Annotated in this window: 14 protein-coding genes, 1 other RNA gene and 1 pseudogene; 9 read left to right on the forward strand and 7 right to left on the reverse strand. The window is 51.0% G+C overall.

The annotated features are described in order from the left end of the window. Positions 1–144 precede the first annotated feature (144 nt). The 6 genes and pseudogenes from ACMWJS_RS20480 (at position 145) to ACMWJS_RS20505 (ending at position 12506) form a co-directional block, all read left to right on the forward strand. On the forward strand, positions 145–7653 hold the full coding sequence (locus ACMWJS_RS20480; RefSeq protein ID WP_017383013.1) for a sacsin N-terminal ATP-binding-like domain-containing protein: 7509 nt from the start codon (positions 145–147) through the stop codon (positions 7651–7653). After that, positions 7650–10310 carry a DEAD/DEAH box helicase gene (locus ACMWJS_RS20485; protein ID WP_017383012.1) on the forward strand — a complete coding sequence of 887 codons (2661 nt, stop codon included), beginning with the start codon at positions 7650–7652 and terminating at the stop codon, positions 10308–10310. Before ACMWJS_RS20480 ends, ACMWJS_RS20485 begins: the two co-directional genes overlap by 4 nt. Positions 10311–10417: 107 nt before the next feature. Further along, a complete protein-coding gene (locus tag ACMWJS_RS20490) occupies positions 10418–10576 on the forward strand; it encodes a hypothetical protein (protein WP_017383011.1) in 159 nt (52 codons plus the stop codon). A 14-nt stretch (positions 10577–10590) separates the two neighbouring features. Further along, positions 10591–11058, forward strand: coding sequence for a DMT family transporter (locus tag ACMWJS_RS20495; RefSeq protein ID WP_196796224.1), 468 nt, complete (start codon positions 10591–10593; stop codon positions 11056–11058). A 57-nt stretch (positions 11059–11115) separates the two neighbouring features. Beyond that, positions 11116–11976, forward strand: a pseudogene (locus tag ACMWJS_RS20500) (SMP-30/gluconolactonase/LRE family protein). A 233-nt stretch (positions 11977–12209) separates the two neighbouring features. Further along, entirely contained in the window at positions 12210–12506 is a 297-nt protein-coding gene (locus ACMWJS_RS20505) for a DUF3892 domain-containing protein (protein WP_017383008.1), read from the forward strand. Positions 12507–12783: 277 nt separating this feature from the next. Here the strand turns inward: ACMWJS_RS20505 and ACMWJS_RS20510 are convergent, their stop codons facing one another. From ACMWJS_RS20510 to smpB, 3 genes are all read right to left on the reverse strand, one after another. Next, positions 12784–14025 carry an integrase gene (locus tag ACMWJS_RS20510; RefSeq protein WP_017383007.1) on the reverse strand — a complete coding sequence of 414 codons (1242 nt, stop codon included), beginning with the start codon at positions 14023–14025 and terminating at the stop codon, positions 12784–12786. Between the two features lie 203 nt (positions 14026–14228). Next, positions 14229–14592, reverse strand: a transfer-messenger RNA (tmRNA) gene (ssrA, locus tag ACMWJS_RS20515). An 89-nt stretch (positions 14593–14681) separates the two neighbouring features. Next, positions 14682–15164 carry an SsrA-binding protein SmpB gene (gene smpB, locus ACMWJS_RS20520; RefSeq protein ID WP_024908331.1) on the reverse strand — a complete coding sequence of 161 codons (483 nt, stop codon included), beginning with the start codon at positions 15162–15164 and terminating at the stop codon, positions 14682–14684. A 156-nt stretch (positions 15165–15320) separates the two neighbouring features. Between smpB and ACMWJS_RS20525 the strand changes: the two genes are divergently transcribed. After that, positions 15321–15758, forward strand: coding sequence for a type II toxin-antitoxin system RatA family toxin (locus ACMWJS_RS20525; RefSeq protein WP_008502504.1), 438 nt, complete (start codon positions 15321–15323; stop codon positions 15756–15758). After that, entirely contained in the window at positions 15748–16035 is a 288-nt protein-coding gene (locus ACMWJS_RS20530; protein ID WP_008502503.1) for an RnfH family protein, read from the forward strand. Before ACMWJS_RS20525 ends, ACMWJS_RS20530 begins: the two co-directional genes overlap by 11 nt. A 104-nt stretch (positions 16036–16139) precedes the next feature. Here the strand turns inward: ACMWJS_RS20530 and bamE are convergent, their stop codons facing one another. The 3 genes from bamE to nadK form a co-directional block, all read right to left on the reverse strand. Next, positions 16140–16478: an outer membrane protein assembly factor BamE gene (bamE, locus tag ACMWJS_RS20535; protein ID WP_008502502.1), complete on the reverse strand. Its 339-nt coding sequence runs from the start codon at positions 16476–16478 to the stop codon at positions 16140–16142. A gap of 138 nt (positions 16479–16616) precedes the next feature. Then, positions 16617–18278 (reverse strand): DNA repair protein RecN, encoded by a 1662-nt coding sequence (gene recN / locus ACMWJS_RS20540; RefSeq protein ID WP_048029282.1) that lies wholly within the window; start codon positions 18276–18278, stop codon positions 16617–16619. A gap of 85 nt (positions 18279–18363) precedes the next feature. Beyond that, positions 18364–19242 (reverse strand): NAD(+) kinase, encoded by an 879-nt coding sequence (gene nadK / locus ACMWJS_RS20545; protein WP_008502500.1) that lies wholly within the window; start codon positions 19240–19242, stop codon positions 18364–18366. A gap of 122 nt (positions 19243–19364) precedes the next feature. Here nadK and grpE point away from each other — a divergent pair, with 122 nt between their 5' ends. Continuing rightward, a complete protein-coding gene (grpE, locus tag ACMWJS_RS20550; protein WP_008502499.1) occupies positions 19365–19958 on the forward strand; it encodes a nucleotide exchange factor GrpE in 594 nt (197 codons plus the stop codon). Between the two features lie 52 nt (positions 19959–20010). Here the strand turns inward: grpE and ACMWJS_RS20555 are convergent, their stop codons facing one another. Then, entirely contained in the window at positions 20011–21297 is a 1287-nt protein-coding gene (locus ACMWJS_RS20555; RefSeq protein WP_045909263.1) for an HlyC/CorC family transporter, read from the reverse strand.

Here is a 21297-nt window from a genome sequence, read left to right on the forward strand (position 1 = left end):
GGATTCTTATCGAGACGCGCAAGGGAGAGTCGCGCCCGCCTGTTCTTACGCTAGCGCTCTGCTAGTGACAGCCAGCTCGCAGGAAGTGAGCTGACCGTGTTTAACGTCCTACCGAGGGGCGTAAATTGCACACAGAGGTTAATGATGGCTAAAGCGCATTCCACGCCGCTCAACGACATTGCGATTATCGCTGCGAATTTAAAAGACCGTTATAAAAATGGCTTTCCTGTCCTGAAGGAAATTGTGCAAAACGCAGATGACGCACAGGCGTCATCATTAATCTTTGGCTGGAGCTCAGGCATTGCCGGGGCAGATCACCCTTTATTGGGCGACCCTGCGCTTTTTTTTATCAATAATGCGCCGCTGACACTCGACGATGTCGAGGGGATCCTCTCCATTGGCATTGGCACCAAACCAGGTGACAACAATGCGGTGGGGAAATTTGGCCTTGGAATGAAAAGCCTGTTCCATCTCGGGGAAGTGTTCTTTTACCAGGCTTTTGACTGGCATGACGAATCTGCTAAATCCGACGTCTTTAACCCCTGGGACAGCTACAGACCTTCCTGGGCGGAGGTGAGTGAGCAGGATAAAGTTCGCCTTGAGGATGAAGTCCGCGCGATCACCCAACATGAGTGCGATGGTTATTTTGTTGTCTGGGTTCCGCTGCGTTCAGAGAGCATCTATCAGGCCCGCCAGGATGACGAAAATTATATTATTGTCGGTGAAGACTATGGTCATGAGGTGCCTGATTTTATCACTGACCCAGGTCTGGGGGATAAACTCGCTAACCTGTTACCGCTGATGAAAACCTTGCAGGACATTGAGCTGGTCGTGAAAACAGGGCAGGGGTATCAGCGTCAAATACATATCTCGCTGCCTGAAAAGGCTACTCGCCCACAATTTACCAATCTTAATGGTTCTGGGGAATGGCAAGGCCACATTACCGTTCAGCGTGCCGGATTGCGGGACCCTCAGCAAAAATTCTACGTCGGGCATGAGGTTTTGCTGGATACGCCTGAGTTTTCTGCGTTGAAATCACAACGCACCTGGCCATTCAGTTATTCACGAGAAGGCAAGAAGACAGCGGATAAAGCGCTGCCTCATGCCGCGGTGGTGATGCTGGCGGAGAAAGTACCTGAAGGGGAAGCAACGCTGACGGTTGAATGGGCCGTGTTTTTACCTTTAGGCGAGCAGGACACCGCGCAGCATGCTCAGAAACAAACGTTCTCTCTTACGGGTCAGTACTCGTATCAAATTATTCTGCACGGTTACTTTTTCATCGATGCCGGGCGAGTGGGTATCCAGGGGCTGGCTACACTCACCAGCGCCACGCCGTTATTCATCGCCCCACATTCGCCAGGCCAGGAACAGTTAGTTCAGGAATGGAACCGCAGTTTGGCAACTCAGGGAACGCTGCCCCTGTTACCGAAAGCGATTTCCTCTCTGATGTTGCTTATTCACGCTGGATATGCGGAAAAAGCGGCAATTTCAGATGGTGTGCGTAGAGCTTTACGCAGCAATAATGCCTGGCTCCACTGGGTAACGTTGTACCATCTCTGGGTATGCGAACTCACGCGGGATGGAAGTCAGTGGTGTTTAGTTGATGCGAACACTCCCGTTCGTTTATTGCCTGCCACCCCTTCAGGTGAAGCGCACCGGCCCTGGGAAGTGCTGCCCGCTCTGGAAAGCCTGGGTGTAACGCACAGATTTATCGATGAAACGCAGCAGAATATCTACAACGAATTTAAAAGTAAGTGGCAGTTATCGGAGATCCAGGCGTTGCTACAGGCCATACCGTCAATGGTATTTACGGTGCCTAAGCTCACGAACTATCTTAATCAACTGCTTAAAGCGTTGCCGATTGCGTCGGATAATTATGCCCGTGACCTGATTTTGTTGCTCAGAAAAACGTTTTCTGGCGTACCGCTGGTGGAGCTTTCACGTAACCAAGCGGCGATCGGTGAATTGATGGCGCTCATTCGTCCGACCTGGCGTTACAGAATTGCCATTGACCGTCAGGAGCAGGCCCTGTGGGAAACGCTCGGGCGTACTGCTATGGAGACGCTGCTGGTTCCTGCTTTTCTTGATAACAGTAAAGAGCCCGCCAGTGCTTCTTTGAACTGGGAGACTGTCGGAAGTTTACTGCAGGCGATGCAGGCACAAGCATCTGCCAGCGACGATTTTGAAAAACTGGTGCGGGATTTTATTGGCAAACTCTCCGCTCCCGATCGACAGGAACTGTACCGCCGGTTTGATACCTTGAAAATCTTTAAGGTCTCGCAGCCAACCGGTGTGCCATACCTTGAAACGCGTCGCCATCTGCTCAACTTAAAACAAAAATGCAGAATCTTCAGACGTGGAGGAAGCGCTAACTTTGGTATGGGGTTAAGCGTATTGTTGCAGCAGGCTCTGCTCGAAAAAGAAGTCGTGCTGATCACCAATGACATTAACCAGACCCTTTTTGGCGGCTCTGAATATTCAGAAGCGCAGGAGTGTGATAGCGCGGGTGTGGTCCATTTGCTTGAGCTTCATCCGGATCTGGATTCGCCGGTAAAACGCATCGGTTTACTCAACAAAATGGCCGCGGACGCGGACAAATTTAGCGCCGGAGATCGGCTTGCCTATCGCTATCTGATGCACGGTAATTCGGCTGATACTGGTGAAGCTGAATTGTGGAAGGCGGGTAAAGCGCATCCCGTATGGGCAAAAATATTGTCTGATGCCGATTCAGAGCTCGTTAAGTGGACAATTATTTCGCCAGAAATTGAGCAGAATCTTGGGCTGACTCCCGGATTTGAGAAGGCGCTCAGGTTGGATAGCGTGACACCGGAACACGTGATCCGCCGCTTCAAAGAAAGCCTTAAATATCTGGAGTTTGATGACTTATCTGCAGAAGATGCGGAAGAAGTTCTGATGCACATTGGTCGCTCTATGGGCGAAACAATGTGGCGGCAGATGGCGCTTCATCGCAGGGAAGGTAAAGAGGGGTATATATCCCTTGATGAGCGTTGTTTCTTACGTGGGGGACGCATTGAACTGCCCACTGAATTGAATGACAACGTGACGTTCATCCAATCCGCCAGTCAGCCAGAAGTGCAGGAGCAGCAGCGCAAATATTTGCCAATGGTGAACGCTGAACATGCGGTCATGTTGGCTTTATCCGAGCCGAACCCGGTACGATACTGCGATTTTATCCTGCAACTGTTAATGCAGCCGATGAATGACTTGTCTTCAGAGAGAGCATTCAACAACCTGTGCCACAAAAAATGGCTTTTGCACCGTGGTGTCGCGATAGCGCCAGAAAATATTCTGGATATCAGTGCGGCAGACTATCCGGAGATAGCAAAGCTGACAGAAGCGACGCCTCTCATAGCGCTGCTTGAGGATATTGTTCTACCAGATGATGCTAACCGTGCAGTGAGTCCATTGATTGTGCAAGGTAAGGCTGCGTTTTACAAAGCGCTCACTGTGGCTGGTACACTTCCTCTTTATGCTATCGGCAGCAGTTTGCGTCTCTCAGATACGATTATTCTTCAGGCCAGTGATAGATCTTACGCGTTTGAGAACTTTGAAGGCTGGCGGCTTTTAATTGAATGCATCAAAGGCGCAGGGTCGCTTGAGGGTAATGAGGCCATCAATGCGCTAAGTTTTGCGCATCCGGTGACTGACAAGATAGTTTCCAGCTATCGGCGTCTCGTCGACAGCATGAATCCAACCCAAAGCGGTGAATTGCGTAAAGCGCTGTTAAGTTCGCTGTGTCATACCCATTCAGATCCCGCCAGCGTATTGCGTTCAATCTCGCTCAGAACGGCTGCTGATACTTGGGCGTTAGCTGCAGACCTTTGTTATGGCGTTACGGGCGCAGAGCGTAGTACTGTTTTACATGAGGACGACTGGGCGAATTTGCAAGGATGGCTGCAGGCAAATGATCTGCCGATAGACAATGCTGAGTCTGAAGGGCATCTCAATCATGTGGAGTATTCTGCCAGTGTCTTAAGGGATTACTTTGCGCCCTGGGAACGCTGGGTTCCACATAAGGCCATTGCTGCACTACTGGCTTTGCTGGCGGGGAATCATAAGGTTCGTAAGCTGTGTGAGAGTTACCTGGGGCTGCAAAGTTATGCCCTGTTCGTGAATGAACTGTCGCAGGACAGTAAACCCTTAACCAACCATGACGCTCACTTTGCAGGGCTAACGCTCTCACAGTGTATTGAGAAATATGCCTTTTCCGTGAAGGTTTACGAAGAAAATACGTTGCAGGTTCATTCACTGTTCCAGGAACGTTTGACCGTGGCGCTAGCAACTGATCTCGATACGATCTTTGTGGGTCAGCACGGCTACGCTTTTTATACCGGCCAGGCACCGCAAATCTTCATTCGCCGATTTTCCCCAGACCAGTACACGTTGCAGCAACTTTTGGCGATTCTGAAACGCAGCACCAGCTGGCTGCTGGAAGGAGTTTATCTCCAGCGTGCAAGACTGGACACGCTCTGGCAATCCTTTGAGCAGGCCGAGCAGTTGGATGTGAATATCGCTCGCGTCACGATTCTGAACAGCATCGTAGAACGCCTGAAAACGCTGGGCCTTAAAAACTCTGAGCTTAACGTTTTAATGAGAGCTTATGAGAGTGAACTTCATTCTCTTGCTGAAAAGAGTGACGGTAAGTCGCTTCACAGCTCGAAACTTACTGACATTGTCTATGAGATTGCAGATGCCATTAGGGATCGGCCTGAATTGCGGGCTGAAATATTAACTGCAGTCAGAAAACGCATAGAGGATGCGCAGTACCAGCCATCAAGCGTTCCTTTTGAGCTGTTCCAGAATGCCGATGATGCAGTACAAGAGTTGTTTACGCTGGACAGCGATGTCCGTCATGAGCGGGTGCACCAGCAATTTATGGTGAAAGAGCAAAACGGCGGATTGTCGTTCTTCAACTGGGGGCGAGAAATCAACCGCTTCCAGAGCGTTAAAAATGAGCAAATAGAGAATGTTCATGATGGCTACAAAAACGATCTGAAAAAAATGCTGGCGCTTTATCAGTCGGATAAAGAGCAGGGCGTTACCGGCAAGTTCGGCCTCGGCTTCAAAAGCTGTCTGCTTGTATCTGATAACCCTTACCTGTTGTCGGGGCGGCTGGCGACCAAAATAGCGGGTGGAATTGTTCCCGAGTCCTGTGATGCTGAAAGCTATAAGCAACTAAATCAACTCACTGAAAGTGCCGCGACGAATGGCCTGTTACCTACACTTGTGTATTTGCCGCTGCGCCAGCAAATGCAAGCGGAAGCGGTGTTAAAAGATTTTACTCTTTATGCCGGGTTGCTAAGTCTTTATGCGCGTAACCTGCGCCAGATTAGCGTTGATGATCATGAATGGCGTTGGGAACCTTCTCTGTATGCACGTATTCCAGGACTGTCATCAGGCAAGATTATGCTGCCGAACAGCAAGGGAGTGCAGTCACCAGTACGAGTGATGGTTTACCAAACTGAAATCGATGATGAACGTTGTCATCTTGTTTTTCAGGTCACGCGTAAGGGGCTGAGAAGTTTTGATTCTCATATCCCTCGATTGTGGAACTTGTCTCCGCTGATGAGTGATACCCGGCAGGGTTTTTTGATTAACGCAGGATTTGAGGTTGATATTGGTCGGCGTCAGTTGGCAATAGAAGCCGATCGTAATCGGGGCATTATCCAGAAAGCGGGAGCAAAAGTTCATTCGTTGCTGGAATTGCTCTGGCGTGAAACTGAGCATAACTGGGAAGAGTTGTTGGCCGGGTGGGAACTGAGCCCAGGATTGACCCACACTCAGTTCTGGGAAAGCGTCTGGGATGTGATGTCCACAGGCATTAGTAACGATGCTAACGCGATGGAAAACGAAAAGTTGCTACAGCAGCTTTACGAAAGCGAGAACGGCATCATGAGCTTTTATCGGTCGTATCCGGCGCTACCTAACGGATTTAAAGACCAGGCGGCCGGACTGATAAAGTTGAGTGATAGAGTGCGTTGCGCGGATGAACTGGTTTCTCGTCTGGCGAGTTCACTGATTCATCTCCCCGCTTTTCAGGCTTTGCATAGCACACAGTGTCTGGTCGCAGAGACGACGGGAAGCAAACTAAAAGTCGATAGTAAATTGTCGCTTGAAACGCTATTAAGCGCGTCATTACCAGATAAACAGGGTGTTGATATTCAGCATTTGTCACCGCGAGATGCTGAAAAGTTGGCTGTCGTGTTTAACGAAGAATTCGATAAGCGACTGGGAGAAATGACAGGCTGGCAGGACAAAATCGAGGCATTCAGAAAACAGCTGACGAACCTGTTTGTGCAGACACAGGCCGGCTCTACACGCCCGATTAGCCAAATTTTGCTCGGTAACATGCCTTGTGCCGAAAAGAATGAACGTTTGATTTCTGGCTTTGCTCCAACTGATGCCATTATCTCATCGTCATACTCTGCACAGGCTTGTGAATTCATTGTTTATTGCAAACGCAGAAGCCAGGGATATGTTTTTGAGGATTTAATCAAATGGGCAAAACGCAAAGACCTGGCGGCTGATAATCAAAAGCGGAAGGCAGTTTGTCGTTTTCTGATTGAAGGTCAGGAAGGGGAGAAACTGGCCGCTATTCTGATGGAAGAGATACCGCCAGACTGGTTACTTGAACTTAAGCTGCGCCCTGGCGCGTTCCCGGCAGACTGGCACTGGAGCAATAATGATATTGCCTCTCTTCTGCAGGGACGGTTATTGACTGACAGTGACAGAACAAGGGCATGGGAACGCGAGATCCGTGAAGCGCCGAGCGAGTATAAACCGTTGCTGACTCCTGGCGAGGCGGTGCAAAAAATCTATCGCTGGTGGGAAGAGAACCAGCAGGAGGAGTTGGCGAAGTACAATGCCCGACTCTACCCAGACGGTTGGTTTGACTGGGAGGCGTTAAGAAATAGCTCTAACGATCAGAATTCACGCCTTGCCTTATTGAAACTCCTTTATCTGGGCTCATGCCAGACCATTGGCCGAACTCAGGAAGAGCAACATCGTTCCGCGATTGAACGTTTTGAGGAAAAAGGCTGGTGGGACACGTTTGTTAATCCTGATGCTGCACAGCAGTGGCTGGATGTGATGGATGAATATCTCAACGAGTCTTTTGATAGCGATAAGTATCGTATCTGGTTGCAAATACTTCCGCTGTATCGTTTTTCCAAACATTTAGATACCTATCGCGAACTATTGGATATGTCGGAAGTATTCCTTGAAGATATTGGGGATTTACTGCGACCAGCATCCAGTCCCAGGCTCTCGGGAACGGGCGCGGGAACTGTAGTTCCGGAGTTGCGTGCAACTCTCGGTACTGGGGTGAATTTCATCTTCCGTGAATTGGTGCGTAATAACGTGTTTACAGACCCAAACATTCATCGATATTGCTTCTCTGCTCCAGAACGCGTCAGACGTCTGTTGTTGGCAATGGAGTATGAAGAAATAAATGTTAAGCAGTCGTCTGCCAGTGATTCTCTTCTGTTGTGGACGTTTTTCAGCGAACACCTTGGTAAGGAAAATGCGACCTTTAATCATTGTTTCGACATACCGCTGCGCATTTTAACCAGTAACGAGAAAAGCTCGCTTCGCATTGAAATATTTGGGCAGGATCCCCTGGAGTACGTATGAAAATGACATTTCAGCAGAGCCAGCAGGTGCGACATGAGCGTTTTGGGCTGGGGACGATAGAGCTCCTGCGAGAAAATACCGCACTTATTCGTTTCGAGTCGAGTTTTGAAGAGCGTCCACTTTCCGAACTGGAGCCGGTACGCAGCGCTCAGGATGCTTTGGCAGAAGGAAATTACGACGATCTGCGTGAAGTCCTGGCGCGCAGTCAGGCGCTTGCGATCCGCTCCATCAATGATAGTTGGGGGGTATTTTCTACTTCACGTATCAATCTGTTGCCGCATCAGTTATGGGTATGTCATCGCGTGTTACGGCAATGGCCGGTACAAAAGCTAATCGCTGATGATGTAGGACTGGGGAAAACAGTTGAGGCGGGGCTGATCCTTTGGCCTCTGCTGGCCAAGAAACGTGTGCAGCGCCTGTTAGTTTTGGCTCCTGCGTCCTTAGTGCCGCAGTGGCAGGAGCGTTTGCGGCAGATGTTCGATATTCGGTTGTCCCTCTACTCCGCGGAAATTGATACAGAGCGTTCTGATTACTGGAATACGCATCCCTGCGTAGTCGCTTCATTGCCGACGCTGCGAAAAGATATTAATGGCAGGCACGAGCGAATGCTCAAAGCAGACGACTGGGACTTGCTGATCATTGATGAAGCTCATCATCTTAACTCGCTTGAAGACTCGGGTGCGACTCAGGGCTATCGATTTGTGCAAAAGCTTATCGATCACGGTAAGTTTGCCTCACGACTTTTTTTCACCGCTACCCCGCATCGCGGGAAGAATTACGGCTTTTTCGCGCTGTTGCGATTGCTGCGCCCAGATCTCTTTGATGTGAATAAGCCATTTGAAACCCAACAGCATCATGTCCGGGATGTAGTGATTCGAAATAATAAGCAGACCGTTACGAATATGGACGGTGAGCGTTTGTTTAAGACCGTCAGCGTGGCTTCACAGACCTATCATTTTTCTGAGGCTGAGCAGTTATTCTACGACCGGCTCACACGATTTATTTTATCAGGGCAAGCCTATGCTTCGTCGCTGACCTCTGCGAACCAGCAGGCGGTACAACTGGTCTTAACGGCGATGCAAAAACTGGCAGCAAGCTCAGTGGCTGCAATTTATGCTGCAATAAATGGGCGTATCGCCAGGCTCGGGGAAAATAAGAAAAAGCTACAGGCGTTGAGTGATGAAATGACGGCTATCCTGAGTGATTCCCAGGCTCCGGATCTCGATGATGTCTACATTGCGCTTGAAAGCGAATATGTTGAAATGTCTGCTTCGGTTCAATTAATGCAGAATGAACTTCCCATGCTTGAAGAGCTGCAGGAGCTTGCGGGGAATGTGGAATCGGAAACGAAAATCCAGACCTTGCTCCAGGTGCTGGAAACCACGTTTCTTAATCGCACCGTCGTATTCTTTACTGAATATAAAGCTACACAGGCTCTGCTAATCAATACTCTGAATGCTCGCTTTGGCTATGGTTGCGTCAGCTTTATCAACGGCGAAGGGCGTCTGGAAGGGATCTACAATAATCAGGGCGTCAAAACGACATGGAGTATGGATCGCTACCATGCCGCGGATCAGTTCAAAAATGGACAGGTGCGTTTTATTGTTTGTACTGAGGCGGGTGGTGAAGGTATTGATTTACAGGACAACTGTTATTCCATGATTCATGTGGATCTGCCATGGAATCCGATGCGTCTCCACCAGCGCGTAGGGAGACTCAATCGCTACGGCCAAAAACATCAGGTGGAAGTCATTACTTTACGCAACCCTGATACCGTAGAGTCCAGAATATGGGATTTGTTAAACAGCAAAATAACCACTGTCATGCGCTCTTTGGGTGATGCCATGGAAGAACCGGAAGATCTGCTGCAGCTTATCCTGGGGATGAGTGATAAAGGGTTCTTTGATTCGCTTTTCATCGGTGGACTTAGGCAGAAATCTGAGACACTGAAAACCTGGTTCGACTCACAGACGGGGACATTTGGAGGGCGATCGGCTGTTAGTGTGGTGAAGGGGCTTGTAGGACATGTTGATAAATTTGAGTATCAGAATTTGCAGGAAGTGCCGAAGCTTGACTTGGGGAATATGTACGGCTTCCTGGAAAATATGCTCAAACTAAATGGCCATCGCCTGGAGAATGAAGACAATGTTCTAAGTTTTGTTACACCAAAGGCCTGGATTACTCAGTTTGGCATCAAAAAAAAATATACCAACATGACCTTTAACCGAGTTTCGGCGGACAAGACTTTAGACATTCTTGGGGTGGGGCACGTCATTTTGAACAATGCGATAGCTCAGGCTGAGAAGTTTAATTCATCTGTAGCTGTAGCCAAGGGAATTTCTGCCCCGCTGCTTATTTATATTTTACGCGATCAGATAACTGGTGACAGTACTGTACAGTCTTTTACTGTGGTGGGGGTGAGGCTTGAACATACGCCAAGGGTTCTGATCAACGATGAGCTAGTTCATGAGCTTGCGCTGATTTATGACAATATGCCTAAAGGTACATCGGTTGTAAAACTGGAAAGTGCCTATCAAATCAACCCTGAAAATGATGTCAGAACTGCAGAACAGGCACTAGAAAAAACAATTCCAATGTTAAACTTACCTTATGAAAAAGTGAGCTGGAGCCACGCCGCAACGTTTTTACCTCAATAATTTTTTTAGCCGCATCCAAATTACCATTTTCACACCGTTGATAAGAATACGAGTGAAGGTGGTAATTATTAAGTCCCAACTTTTTGTGTTGCCGGACCACCTGGCCTTTGACCTGGCCTTGTTTACCAGTCTCCCAGTCATCGCTATTTAACAGCGCGCGACTGCGTGCGGCGATTGATGAGTCACGTGAGCACCTGTTTGCCGCCTCTGGCTACCAGCCTGACATTTTTGCTGACGTCTTCCTGCCGCTGGAGCAGGCAGACTGACCGGGATGAAAAGCATGATTTATTACGTAATCGCGTTTGCCGCAGGTCTGGGGATCACCCTGCAGACAACCCTGAACAGCCAGCTGGCAAGGGGACTGGAAGGTGATCCGGTCACTGCGGCGCTGTTTTCCTTTACGGCGGGCGCATTCAGTCTGGGGATTTACGCACTGCTCAGGGGCGGGCTAATGACATCGCTGGCGGCGATCCCGTCACAACCCCTCTGGAGTCTTGCGGGCGGCCTGATAGGCGCATGTGCCCTGTTCAGCTATGTCGTGCTGGCGTCGAAAATCGGATTTTCAGCTCTGCTCGGGCTGGCGATTGTCGGACAGTTACTTTCCTCGCAGATGATTGACCATTTTGGCTTGCTGGGCGCTGTGCAGCGCCCGGTTTCGTTAGTCAGGCTGGGGGGAATGGTTGTCATGCTACTCGGACTTGCTGTCATGCTTTTCGGCGATCGGCTCTCTGCACGTTTTCTGCAGTAACTGCGTTATCCACTTTTGCCATCGTGCAGTACGATCTTTTATATCCGGAGGATTAACATGTTTTCAATTGCAGCTGAGGTCAGGAATACGCTGGGAGAATGCCCTCTGTAGTGTGAAAGAACCCGCAGGCTCTACTGGACTGACATTGAAGCCAGTGAACTTCTCGCCATAGAAGAAGGTATTGATGCTGTGATGCGCTGGTCGCTGCCTGAACGTCTTGGCTCCTTTGCCCTAACTGAACAGGATCACATTCTGCTGATGGGATTCACGACAAGGCTGGCTTTCTATGATCTCAACAGCGGATTAATTACCCCAGTGGCTGCTTCACTGGGAGACACCGGCACCCGTATGGGTGATGGACGGTGCGACCGTGCCGGTAATTTTGTCTTCGGGACGATGGATGACGATTATCCCGTTAAAGTCATCGGTAAGTTTCATCGACTCAATGCGGCAACGCTGACTGTTGAGACGTTTGCATCGCCCGATGTCGCTATACCGAACAGCATCTGTTTCAGCCCCGATGGTGGCACGTTCTATTACTGTGACTCGATGCAGGGTCGGATTATGTGCTGCGATTACCCCTCGCTGCAAAACCAGCGCGTGTTCACCAAAATCGAAGACGGCGGCGCGCCTGATGGTTCCTGCATTGATGAGCAGGGCTATCTGTGGAACGCAGAATGGGGCGGCAGTTGGGTTGTCCGATACAGTCCGGTGGGAGAAATACACAGCATTCTTTCTGCTCCAGCCCTCCAGACAACCTGCCCGGTGCTTGGTGGTTCGTCACTCCACACACTTTCATGTACCAGTGCCCGGGTAGGACTCGCAGAGCCAACCGCTTATGACGGTGCGCTTTTCAGCATTCGGTCACCTTTTTTTGCCGGATTACCAGAAAGCCGTTTTGCAGCGCACAAAATATAACCTCTGGCATTTGATCAGATTCAGGCTGAGAGAAAGCGTCCGCTTCTGGCACTGAGCGGACTAGGTAACTAAGCTGAAGGTCTGCTACGAGCGAAAAATAGACTTAGGGAAACTGGTTTGTTTAGATCAAATCAATAGAGAAATTTTTTGTTCTACCCATTGAAATGAGGCTGATAAGCACGGATATAAATGAAAGCAGCTGCGCTGGGCATCTGCCTCTGGAGAAAATAGCAATGGAAGATTTCTACATTTCAGCAATCAAAATGGACAGCAACAATCAGCATATTGAGTTCGTAAAAATTCATGAGAACCTAGGTAAGAAGATCGGACCTGGCACTGTTAATTCGCGTGCATTCGTTGGTGAACTGATCAGAAAAGGGAAAGCAGAATTCAAAACCATTACTTACAACAAAGAAAAAAAATCATGGTCTGTAGGGGCAAAGGTTGAAGTTATGACTGATGATTTCATTACTACCGATCCAAACAAGACTAAACATGACAATCTTGGCAACCTTCCTACATTTATCTAACGTTTGAAGTTTTGTTAAAATCCTAAGCCGTTGCCTAGAACGGCTTTTTTCCAGATTTTATGCCTTGAATGTACGCTGAGTAGTCTCGGCATTTTCTGTGTTGCTATGACTTCTCAGTATATCTTTACTGTTCGTAATATCCCCTTGCGCTGTCTTGTAAAGTCTAGTTTTGGCACAAACCAGACTGTCAGATTCGATTGCGATCTATCTACGATTACTCCAGGTCTGGTTTGAGCCAATGCACCTTTGCGGGGAAAGCACCAGTCCAGTTCAAAACTCAGCCCACAAGTTTTAACCCCGTTTTCCCGCTTTCAACAATGCTCCCGCTATCGGCCTTGCTAACAAAATCAGCCCACCATTGCATCATTGGACGTCGTTGCTCAAGATAATCGCTTCGATTATAAGCTCGTCGTACCTCATTTTTGTCTATATGAGCCAATGCTGCCTCAATAACATCAGGCGGAAACCCTTGCTCATTGAGAGCTGTACTTGCGATAGAACGCAAACCATGGGAAACGAGAACGCCCCCTAAACCAGCACGCTTGAGTGCTGCATTCACTGTTTGGCTGTTCATCGGCTGGGTTGGTTTGATGCGACTGGGAAAGATAAATTCTCGGCCACCACTGAGAGACTTCATCATTTCCAGAATAGTGATAGCTCCATCAGGTAATGGAACCGTATGGTCCCGATTCATCTTCATTCGAGCTGCAGGTATTTTCCACTCGTTGGCATCAAAATCGATCTCATCCCATCTAGCTTCAGCGGCTTCGGCAGGGCGGGTAATGGTGAGAAGCTGCCACATGAACAGGCATCGTGTGGACAGGCTGATACTTGCCGTGCGCATAGTTTGCATTAGTTGTGGAAGTTGATCCGGGCGGATACTAGGCATGTTTTTCTTCTGCGGTTTCTCGAACGCTTTCCCGATGTTTACGCTGGGAACTGCATCAATCAAGCCTGTGTTCTGCGCATAAATCATGACTTCGTTAATACGCTGACAAAGGCGGCGAACTGTCTCTAATGCACCTCTGGCCTGAACCGGCTGCACTGCTTTAACCAGAGTATGAGCCTTAATCTCAGTGACACTGATATCACCGATTGCTGGGAAAACATCTCTCTCAAGCGAGCGCCAGATATCGTCGGCATAGTCCTCTGTTACGCTGGCTTTCTTCACATTCCACCAACGCTCGGCAACTAACAGGAAAGTGTTGGTTTTGGCCTCTTGAGAATTTCTTACCTGTTCTTTCTGATGTTCCTGCGGATCAATGTCTTTCGCCAGTAAAACTCGAGATTCAGCTCTGAGTTTACGCGCATCAGAAAGTGAGACGGCAGGGTAGGCACCGAAGCTCTGTTTGGTTCGTTGCTTGGTCAGAGGGCGATAGTAACGGAACTGCCAGAGCTTACTACCGCTGGCCTTGATTAGCAGAGTAAGCCCGTCGCCGTCATACAGCTGGTAATCGGCATCTTTAGGTTTGGCGGCTTTGATTTCCGTATCGGTTAACGGCTTAGTTTTTCTTGCCATGGGGAGTCTCCATGCGTTTAGGCCCAACGAAAACAATAGAGCTTTTCGTTGGGCCTATCAATGGGCCTAAAAGGTTCGGATTTAATTAGTTCTCTTCGGACTTCGCGGAACAAATTGAGGGCACAAAAAAGCCCGCAGGGCTTGCGCCGTGCGGGCTCTTAGGACTTCATCGGATGACTCTGGTAATCACCGATGGAGAATTTTGGTGGAGCTGGCGGGAGTTGAACCCGCGTCCGAAATTTCTACATCCTCGGTACTACATGCTTAGTTTGTCTTTACATTCGCACGCCAGCTGCGGACAAACACGCCACTAACGAACTAGCCTGATTAGTTTTAACGCTTCAACCCCAGGCAGGGCTTCCACGCGATCTCTTTTGGGTTTGACCTCTCTTTGATCCCCGTCTTAAGAGCGGAAGCTAGGGAGAGAGGGCTCAGAGCAGGTTATTAAGCTGCTAAAGCGTAGTTTTCGTCGTTTGCGACTATTTTTTTGCGGCTTTTAACGAGGCAAACCGCCCCTCGGCATGCACCTTGGGTTTCGCAAATCCCGTCGAATCCAGAATCAGCCCCAATAGTGTTGAACTGAGTATACCAGATTTCACTTCCTGGATACCAGCCCGGAACGCTAACTTATTGAATAGTACAATAAGTGTGCAGAATCAACGTCCTGCGTTTTTCATAATGCGCGCTTTGTCGAGCTGCCATTCACGCTCTTTCAGGTCAGTACGTTTGTCGTGCTGTTTTTTACCCTTCGCGACGCCAATTTTCACTTTGCACCAGGCGTTTTTCCAATACAGCGACAGGGCGACCACGGTGAAACCTTCACGGTTGATGCGTCCGTAGAGGGATTCCAGCTCACGCTTGTTCAGCAGCAATTTGCGCGTGCGCGTTGGGTCACACACGTAGTGTGAAGAGGCGACGGTCAGCGGCGTAAAGTTCGCGCCGAACAGGAAGGCTTCGCCATCTTTCAGGATCACGTAGCTATCGCCGATGTTGGCTTTCCCGGCGCGCAGCGATTTTACTTCCCAGCCCTGCAACGCAAGGCCAGCTTCGAATTCTTCTTCAATGAAATACTCGTGGCGAGCACGCTTGTTGAGCGCAATGGTCGCCGAGCCTGGTTTATGTGCTTTTTTCTTCGTCATAAGTGTCGTAAAGCCGTCGGTAATCTGATTTCAAAAAGTCACCTCATTGCGTCCTGTGAGGTCTAACGCGCTATCTTAGCACGAGATGAGGCTTAGCGTTTTTTTAACAGGTGATAAATGTTATTATTTGTCCGTTGTGTGACCATGGGAAATGCTATGCCTCAGATTAGCCGTACTGCGCTTGTGCCTTACAGCGCGGAACAAATGTATCAGTTAGTGAACGATGTTCAGTCTTATCCAGAATTTATTCCGGGATGCACCGGGAGCCGCGTTCTGGAGTCTGGCCCGACGCAGATGACCGCGGCGGTGGATGTCTCCAAAGCGGGGATCAGCAAGACGTTCACCACCCGTAATACGCTGACAAACAATCAGAGTATTTTGATGCATCTGGTGGATGGTCCGTTCAAAACCCTGATGGGAGGCTGGAAGTTTACGCCGCTGAGCGCTGACGCCTGCCGCATTGAGTTCCATCTGGACTTCGAGTTTACCAATAAGCTGATTGAGCTGGCGTTTGGCCGCATCTTTAAAGAGCTGGCATCGAATATGGTTCAGGCGTTCACCACCCGCGCCAAAGAGGTTTACAGTGTCGCATAAGATTGCTGTAGAAGTGGTTTATGCGTTGCCGGAGAAGCAGTATCTGCAGCGCGTGACGCTGGAAGAGGGGGCGACCGTTGAGGCGGCCATCCGTGCTTCCGGCATCCTCGAGCTTCGCAGCGATATCGACCTGGCGAAGAACAAGGTCGGGATTTACAGCCGTCCGGTGAAGCTGGGCGATGTGCTGAAAGAGGGCGACCGGGTGGAGATTTATCGTCCGCTGATTGCCGACCCGAAAGAGCTGCGTCGTCAGCGTGCGGAGAAGGCCAGTAAGTAGCGCTTTCTTCCCCTCACCCTGACCCTCTCCCCAAAGGGGCGAGGGGATCAACACAAAACAAAAAAGGTGCTCAATGAGCACCTTTTTGCATTTCTGACACTGGATTATTTGGTCAGGGCAGGCTTGTTGTCGATGTTGGTCAACACACCGGCGCTGCTGAAGGTCAGCGTCAGGGTCTGCTGGGTCGCATCTTCATGGCCCGGCTTCTGACGGAATACATAGAACCAGGTGTTAGTGCCGAACGGATCGGACATCATCGGGGTTCCCAGTGCATAAGCGACCTGCTGTTGTGTCATCCCCACGCGGATTTTGGACACATCGTTAGGGGTAAGGTAGTTCCCCTGGTTGATGTCAGGACGGTAAACCACTTTCTCCAGAGTGGAACAGCCTGCGGTCAACATCAGAAGAACCGCTGCGGCAGCGGTCAGCATTTTACAACGCATAGTGATTTGATTCCTTTTCGGGCCCGAGCAGAACGCGGCTCATATGTAATATGCCGATGATAATAGACCTTGCCCCACTTTGAAACCGGTCTGGCGGCGTTTTTGTTGTTCTGTATGACCCTGAGATCCCGAAAAAGTTTATGCCGCCAGCAGTTCTTTCGCGTTCGCGAGCGTGTTACGTGTGACTTCGCTGCCGCCGAGCAGGCGTGCCAGCTCCTGCAGACGCGCACGTTTATCCAGCGGCTTCATGTGCGTTTCGGTCATTTCACCGTCGGTTTCTTTGCTGACGATAAAGTGATGATGGCCACAGCCCGCGACCTGCGGCAGGTGGGTGACACACATCACCTGCGTGGATTCGCCGAGCTGGCGCAGCAGTTTACCCACCACCGCCGCCGTCGGGCCGCTGATGCCGACATCCACTTCATCGAAAATCAGCGCCGGGGTGTCCATTTTACGTGCGGTAATCACCTGAATCGCCAGCGCAATACGTGACAGTTCACCGCCTGAGGCCACTTTGGAGATCGCCTGCAGCGGCTGCCCCGGGTTGGTGGTGACGCGGAATTCGATGCGATCCGCACCTTCCGCCGTCAGGTGATTCTCTTCAAAGCGAACGTCAATGGTGAAGACGCCGTGCGGCATCGCCAGCGTGTGCATGCTGTCGGTAATGTGCTGGCTTAACTCCTGAGCATAGTGCTGACGAATTTCATGCAGCTTTTGCGCTGTCGCCAGCGCCTGTTCATGATGCAGGCTCACTGCCAGAGAGAGGGTTTCCAGCGAGTCAGCCTGATCGTCAAGCTGCTGCTGCTCGTCCAGCAGAGACTGATAGTAGCCCGGCAGCTCTTCCGGCGTAACGTGGTGCTTGCGCGCCAGCGAGATCTGACGGGAGATACGCTGTTCCAGCTCAAACAGACGGTTCGGGTCGAGATCCAGACGCTCACAGTAGTGGCGCAGTTCGTCACCGGCTTCAGAGATCTGAATGGCCGCCTCTTCCAGCATATCCAGGACGCCAGACAGTTTGCTGTCCATGCCGACCAGTTCGGTAAGCAGCTGACGGACGTTATACAGCTGGCTCTGCAGGTTCACGTCTTCGCCATCCGCGAGCAGGTTGAGCGCATTCTGGCTGGTTGAGAGCAGATGTCCGCTGTTCGCCAGGCGCTTGTACTCTTCGTCGATTTGCTCAAACTCACCCGCCTGCGGGTTAAATTCGTTCAGCTCTTTGAGCTGGTATTCCAGCAGCTCCGCACGGGCGGCGCGCTCCTGGCTTTGCTGCTGGTGCTGAGCGAGCTCGCGGCAGCTCTGATGCCACTGGCGATAGTGCTCCGCCATAAGCTGAGTAAGCGCGTACTCACCCGCATAGCCATCCAGCAGCGCTTTCTGCTGTTCGGGTTTAACGAGTTGCTGATGCGCGTGCTGACCGTGGATCTGGATAAGCAGCTGACCGAGTTCACGAAGCTGGGAGAGAGGGACCGCCGTGCCGTTGATAAAGCCGCGTGAGCGGCCGTCGCTGCTGATTACACGGCGAAGTAAACACTCACGACCATCTTCAAGCTGGTTCTGCTCCAGCCAGCGCTGAGCTGCAGGGGTGTCTTTCAGGGAGAAGCGGGCGCACAGGTCGGCACGGTTTGCGCCCATGCGCACCATGTCGCCCTCGGCGCGGCCGCCAAGGCACAAGCCGAGGGCATCAATGGCAATGGATTTACCCGCACCGGTTTCCCCGGTGATCGCCGTCATGCCGCTGTGGAAATCGATCTCAAGCTCACGAACAATGGCAAAGTTGCTGATGGTCAGTTGTGCCAGCATAATTGTTTTCCTGTATGAAAAACCATAACTGTGTTTTCATACAGTATAAACTGGTTTTATATACAGTAAAGTCCTGGATGCAAAATCAGAACAATTTTTTTGACCAGCCAAGCTTCGAACTTAATGTGTTGAAATAGCTGTAATCTTTCGGATGAATCAAATTCAGGTGGTAATCACACCGGCGAATAAGCACATCTTCACCTTCCTGGATCGGAAGCGCAATCTGGCTGTCGCAGCTGATCTCCAGGTCGTTACGGCGGTGCGAGAAGCGCAGACGGATCGTGCTGTCGCCGTTGATCACCAGCGGGCGGGCGGAGAGCGTGTGCGGGAACATCGGCACCAGGGTAATGGCGTCCAGAGAGGGGGTCAGGATCGGGCCGCCGGCAGACAACGAGTAGGCGGTTGAGCCGGTCGGGGTGGAGATAATCAGCCCGTCAGAACGCTGGGAGAAGGCAAAGATTTCGTCGATATAGACTTCGAACTCAATCATATGCGCCACTTTACCGGGGTGAAGGACCACCTCGTTAATCGCGGTGCTGATGCGTTTCTGACAGTCCTGCTGGCAGACCTGCGCTTCCAGTAAAAAGCGTTTTTCACTGATATAGTGGCCTTCCAGCACGTCGGCCAGCTGCTGCTGCGCATTGTCCGGGTCGAGGTCGGTTAAAAAACCGAGATTGCCACGGTTGATGCCGATGACCTTGATGTCATAACGCGCCAGCGTGCGGGCCGCGCCGAGCATGTTGCCGTCGCCGCCCACCACCACGGCGAGATCGGCCTGTTGGCCAATTTCCGCCAGCGTGCCGGTTTTGACGCTCTTCAGCTGCAGCTCCTGGGCAATCTGCTGCTCGACCATCACTTCATAGCCTTTGCTACACAACCAGCGATACAACATTTCATGTGTCGTTAGTGCGGTAGGGTGACGCGGATGCCCGACGATCCCAATACACCTGAAATGATTATTCATTTTCTGGAGGTCCTTGTGCCTGATGAATGATGACAATCTGTCTTGTTCCCTTGAATCCCGGAAACTGATCCCCATAATAAGCGAAGTTAGCGAGATGAATGCAGAAAAACGCGGAGAAATTCATGAGTAGTAAAGAACAGAAAACGCCTGAGGGGCAAGCCCCTGAAGAAATTATCACGGAACAGCACGATGAAGTTGAGGCTGTAGAGCCAGACGCATCTGCTGAGCAGGTGGACCCGCGCGATGAAAAAATTGCGAATCTGGAAGCCCAGCTGGTAGAAGCACAGAATCGCGAACGCGACAGTGTTCTGCGCATCAAGGCGGAAATGGAAAACCTGCGTCGCCGTACCGAGCAGGACGTTGAAAAGGCGCATAAATTTGCGCTGGAGAAATTCGTCAACGAACTGCTGCCGGTGATCGATAGCCTCGATCGTGCCCTGGAAGTGGCTGACAAAGCGAATCCGGACAACGCCGCAATGATCGAAGGTATCGAACTGACGCTGAAATCCATGCTCGACGTGGTGCGTAAGTTTGGCGTGGAAGTGATTGCCGATACCGACGTTCCGCTGGATCCAAACGTTCACCAGGCGATTGCGATGGTTGAATCTGAAGAGATTGAAGCCGGTAAAGTGCTGGGCGTAATGCAGAAAGGTTACACCCTGAACGGCCGTACCATTCGCGCGGCGATGGTGACCGTGGCGAAAGCGAAAGCGTAATTCGCTATCCGTAGTGCCGGGTAGCGGCGTTCGCCTTACCCGGCCTATAACCTTACTCCGCGATACTTTCGCGCAGGGGTTTAACGGGCAGGACTTTCACCTGCTTGATCATATTGTCCTGCACGTCCAGGATATCAATATCGTACTGCTCAATGCGCACCCGCGTGCCCGCGGCCGGAATCTCTTCCAGCGCTTCCAGAATCATCCCGTTAATGGTGCGAGCCTCATCTTCCGGCAAATGCCAGTTAAAGGCTTTGTTGAGTTCACGAATGTTCGCGCTTCCGTCAATCAGCACCGAGCCGTCGTTTTGCGGTGTGACCTCTTCCGCGAGGGAAGGCGACATTGAGGTAGTAAAGTCCCCGACAATCTCTTCCAGAATATCTTCGACCGTCACCAGCCCCTGGATATCGCCGTACTCGTTGACCACCAGGCCGACCTTCTTCTTGTTGCGCTGGAATTTCACCAACTGCGTGCTGAGCGGCGTTCCTTCCGGCACGTAGTAAATCTCGTCGGCGGCGCGCAGCATCACCTCTTTGGTGAACTCTTTTTTCTCGGTCATCAGACGGTAGGCTTCGCGCACGCGCAGCATGCTGATGGCGTCATCCAGCGAGTCGCGGTACAGCACAATGCGCCCGTGCGGGGAGTGCGTCAGCTGTCGGACGATGGCTTTCCAGTCGTCATTGATGTCGATACCGACGATTTCGTTACGCGGCACCATGATGTCGTTCACGCTCACCTTTTCCAGATCCAGCACCGACAGGAGCATGTCCTGATTGCGCCGGGAGATCTGCGAGCGGGATTCATTCACGATAGTGCGCAGCTCCTCTTTGCTGAGCGCGCTGCTGATGGTGACGTCGGCTTTGATTCCCACCATCCGCATCAGGACGCGCGTCACCATGTTCAGCAGCCAGACCAGCGGCATCATCAGGATCTGCAGCGGTGCCAGCAGGAAGCTGCTCGGGTAGGCGACCTTCTCCGGGTAAAGCGCGGCGATGGTTTTCGGCAGCACTTCGGCAAACACCAGCACCACGAACGTCAGCACGCCGGTGGCAATCGCTACCCCGGCGTTACCGTACAGGCGCATCCCGACGATGGTGCCGAGGGCGGAGGCCAGAATGTTGACGAGGTTGTTGCCGATGAGCACCAGGCTTATCAGGCGATCCGGCTTGCGGAGCAGCTTTTCAACGCGACGGGCGGCGCGGTTACCCTGTTTAGCACGATGACGTAACCGGTAGCGGTTTAAGGTCATCATGCCGGTTTCCGAGCCGGAGAAATAGGCGGAGATGACCACCATGACGATCAGCGTAACGATCAGCGTGGTGGTAGAGATGTGTTCCAG

Origin of the sequence: Enterobacter sp. HK-058-C-ECC, from assembly GCF_047531125.1 — a bacterium.
Lineage (GTDB): Bacteria > Pseudomonadota > Gammaproteobacteria > Enterobacterales > Enterobacteriaceae > Enterobacter > Enterobacter quasiroggenkampii.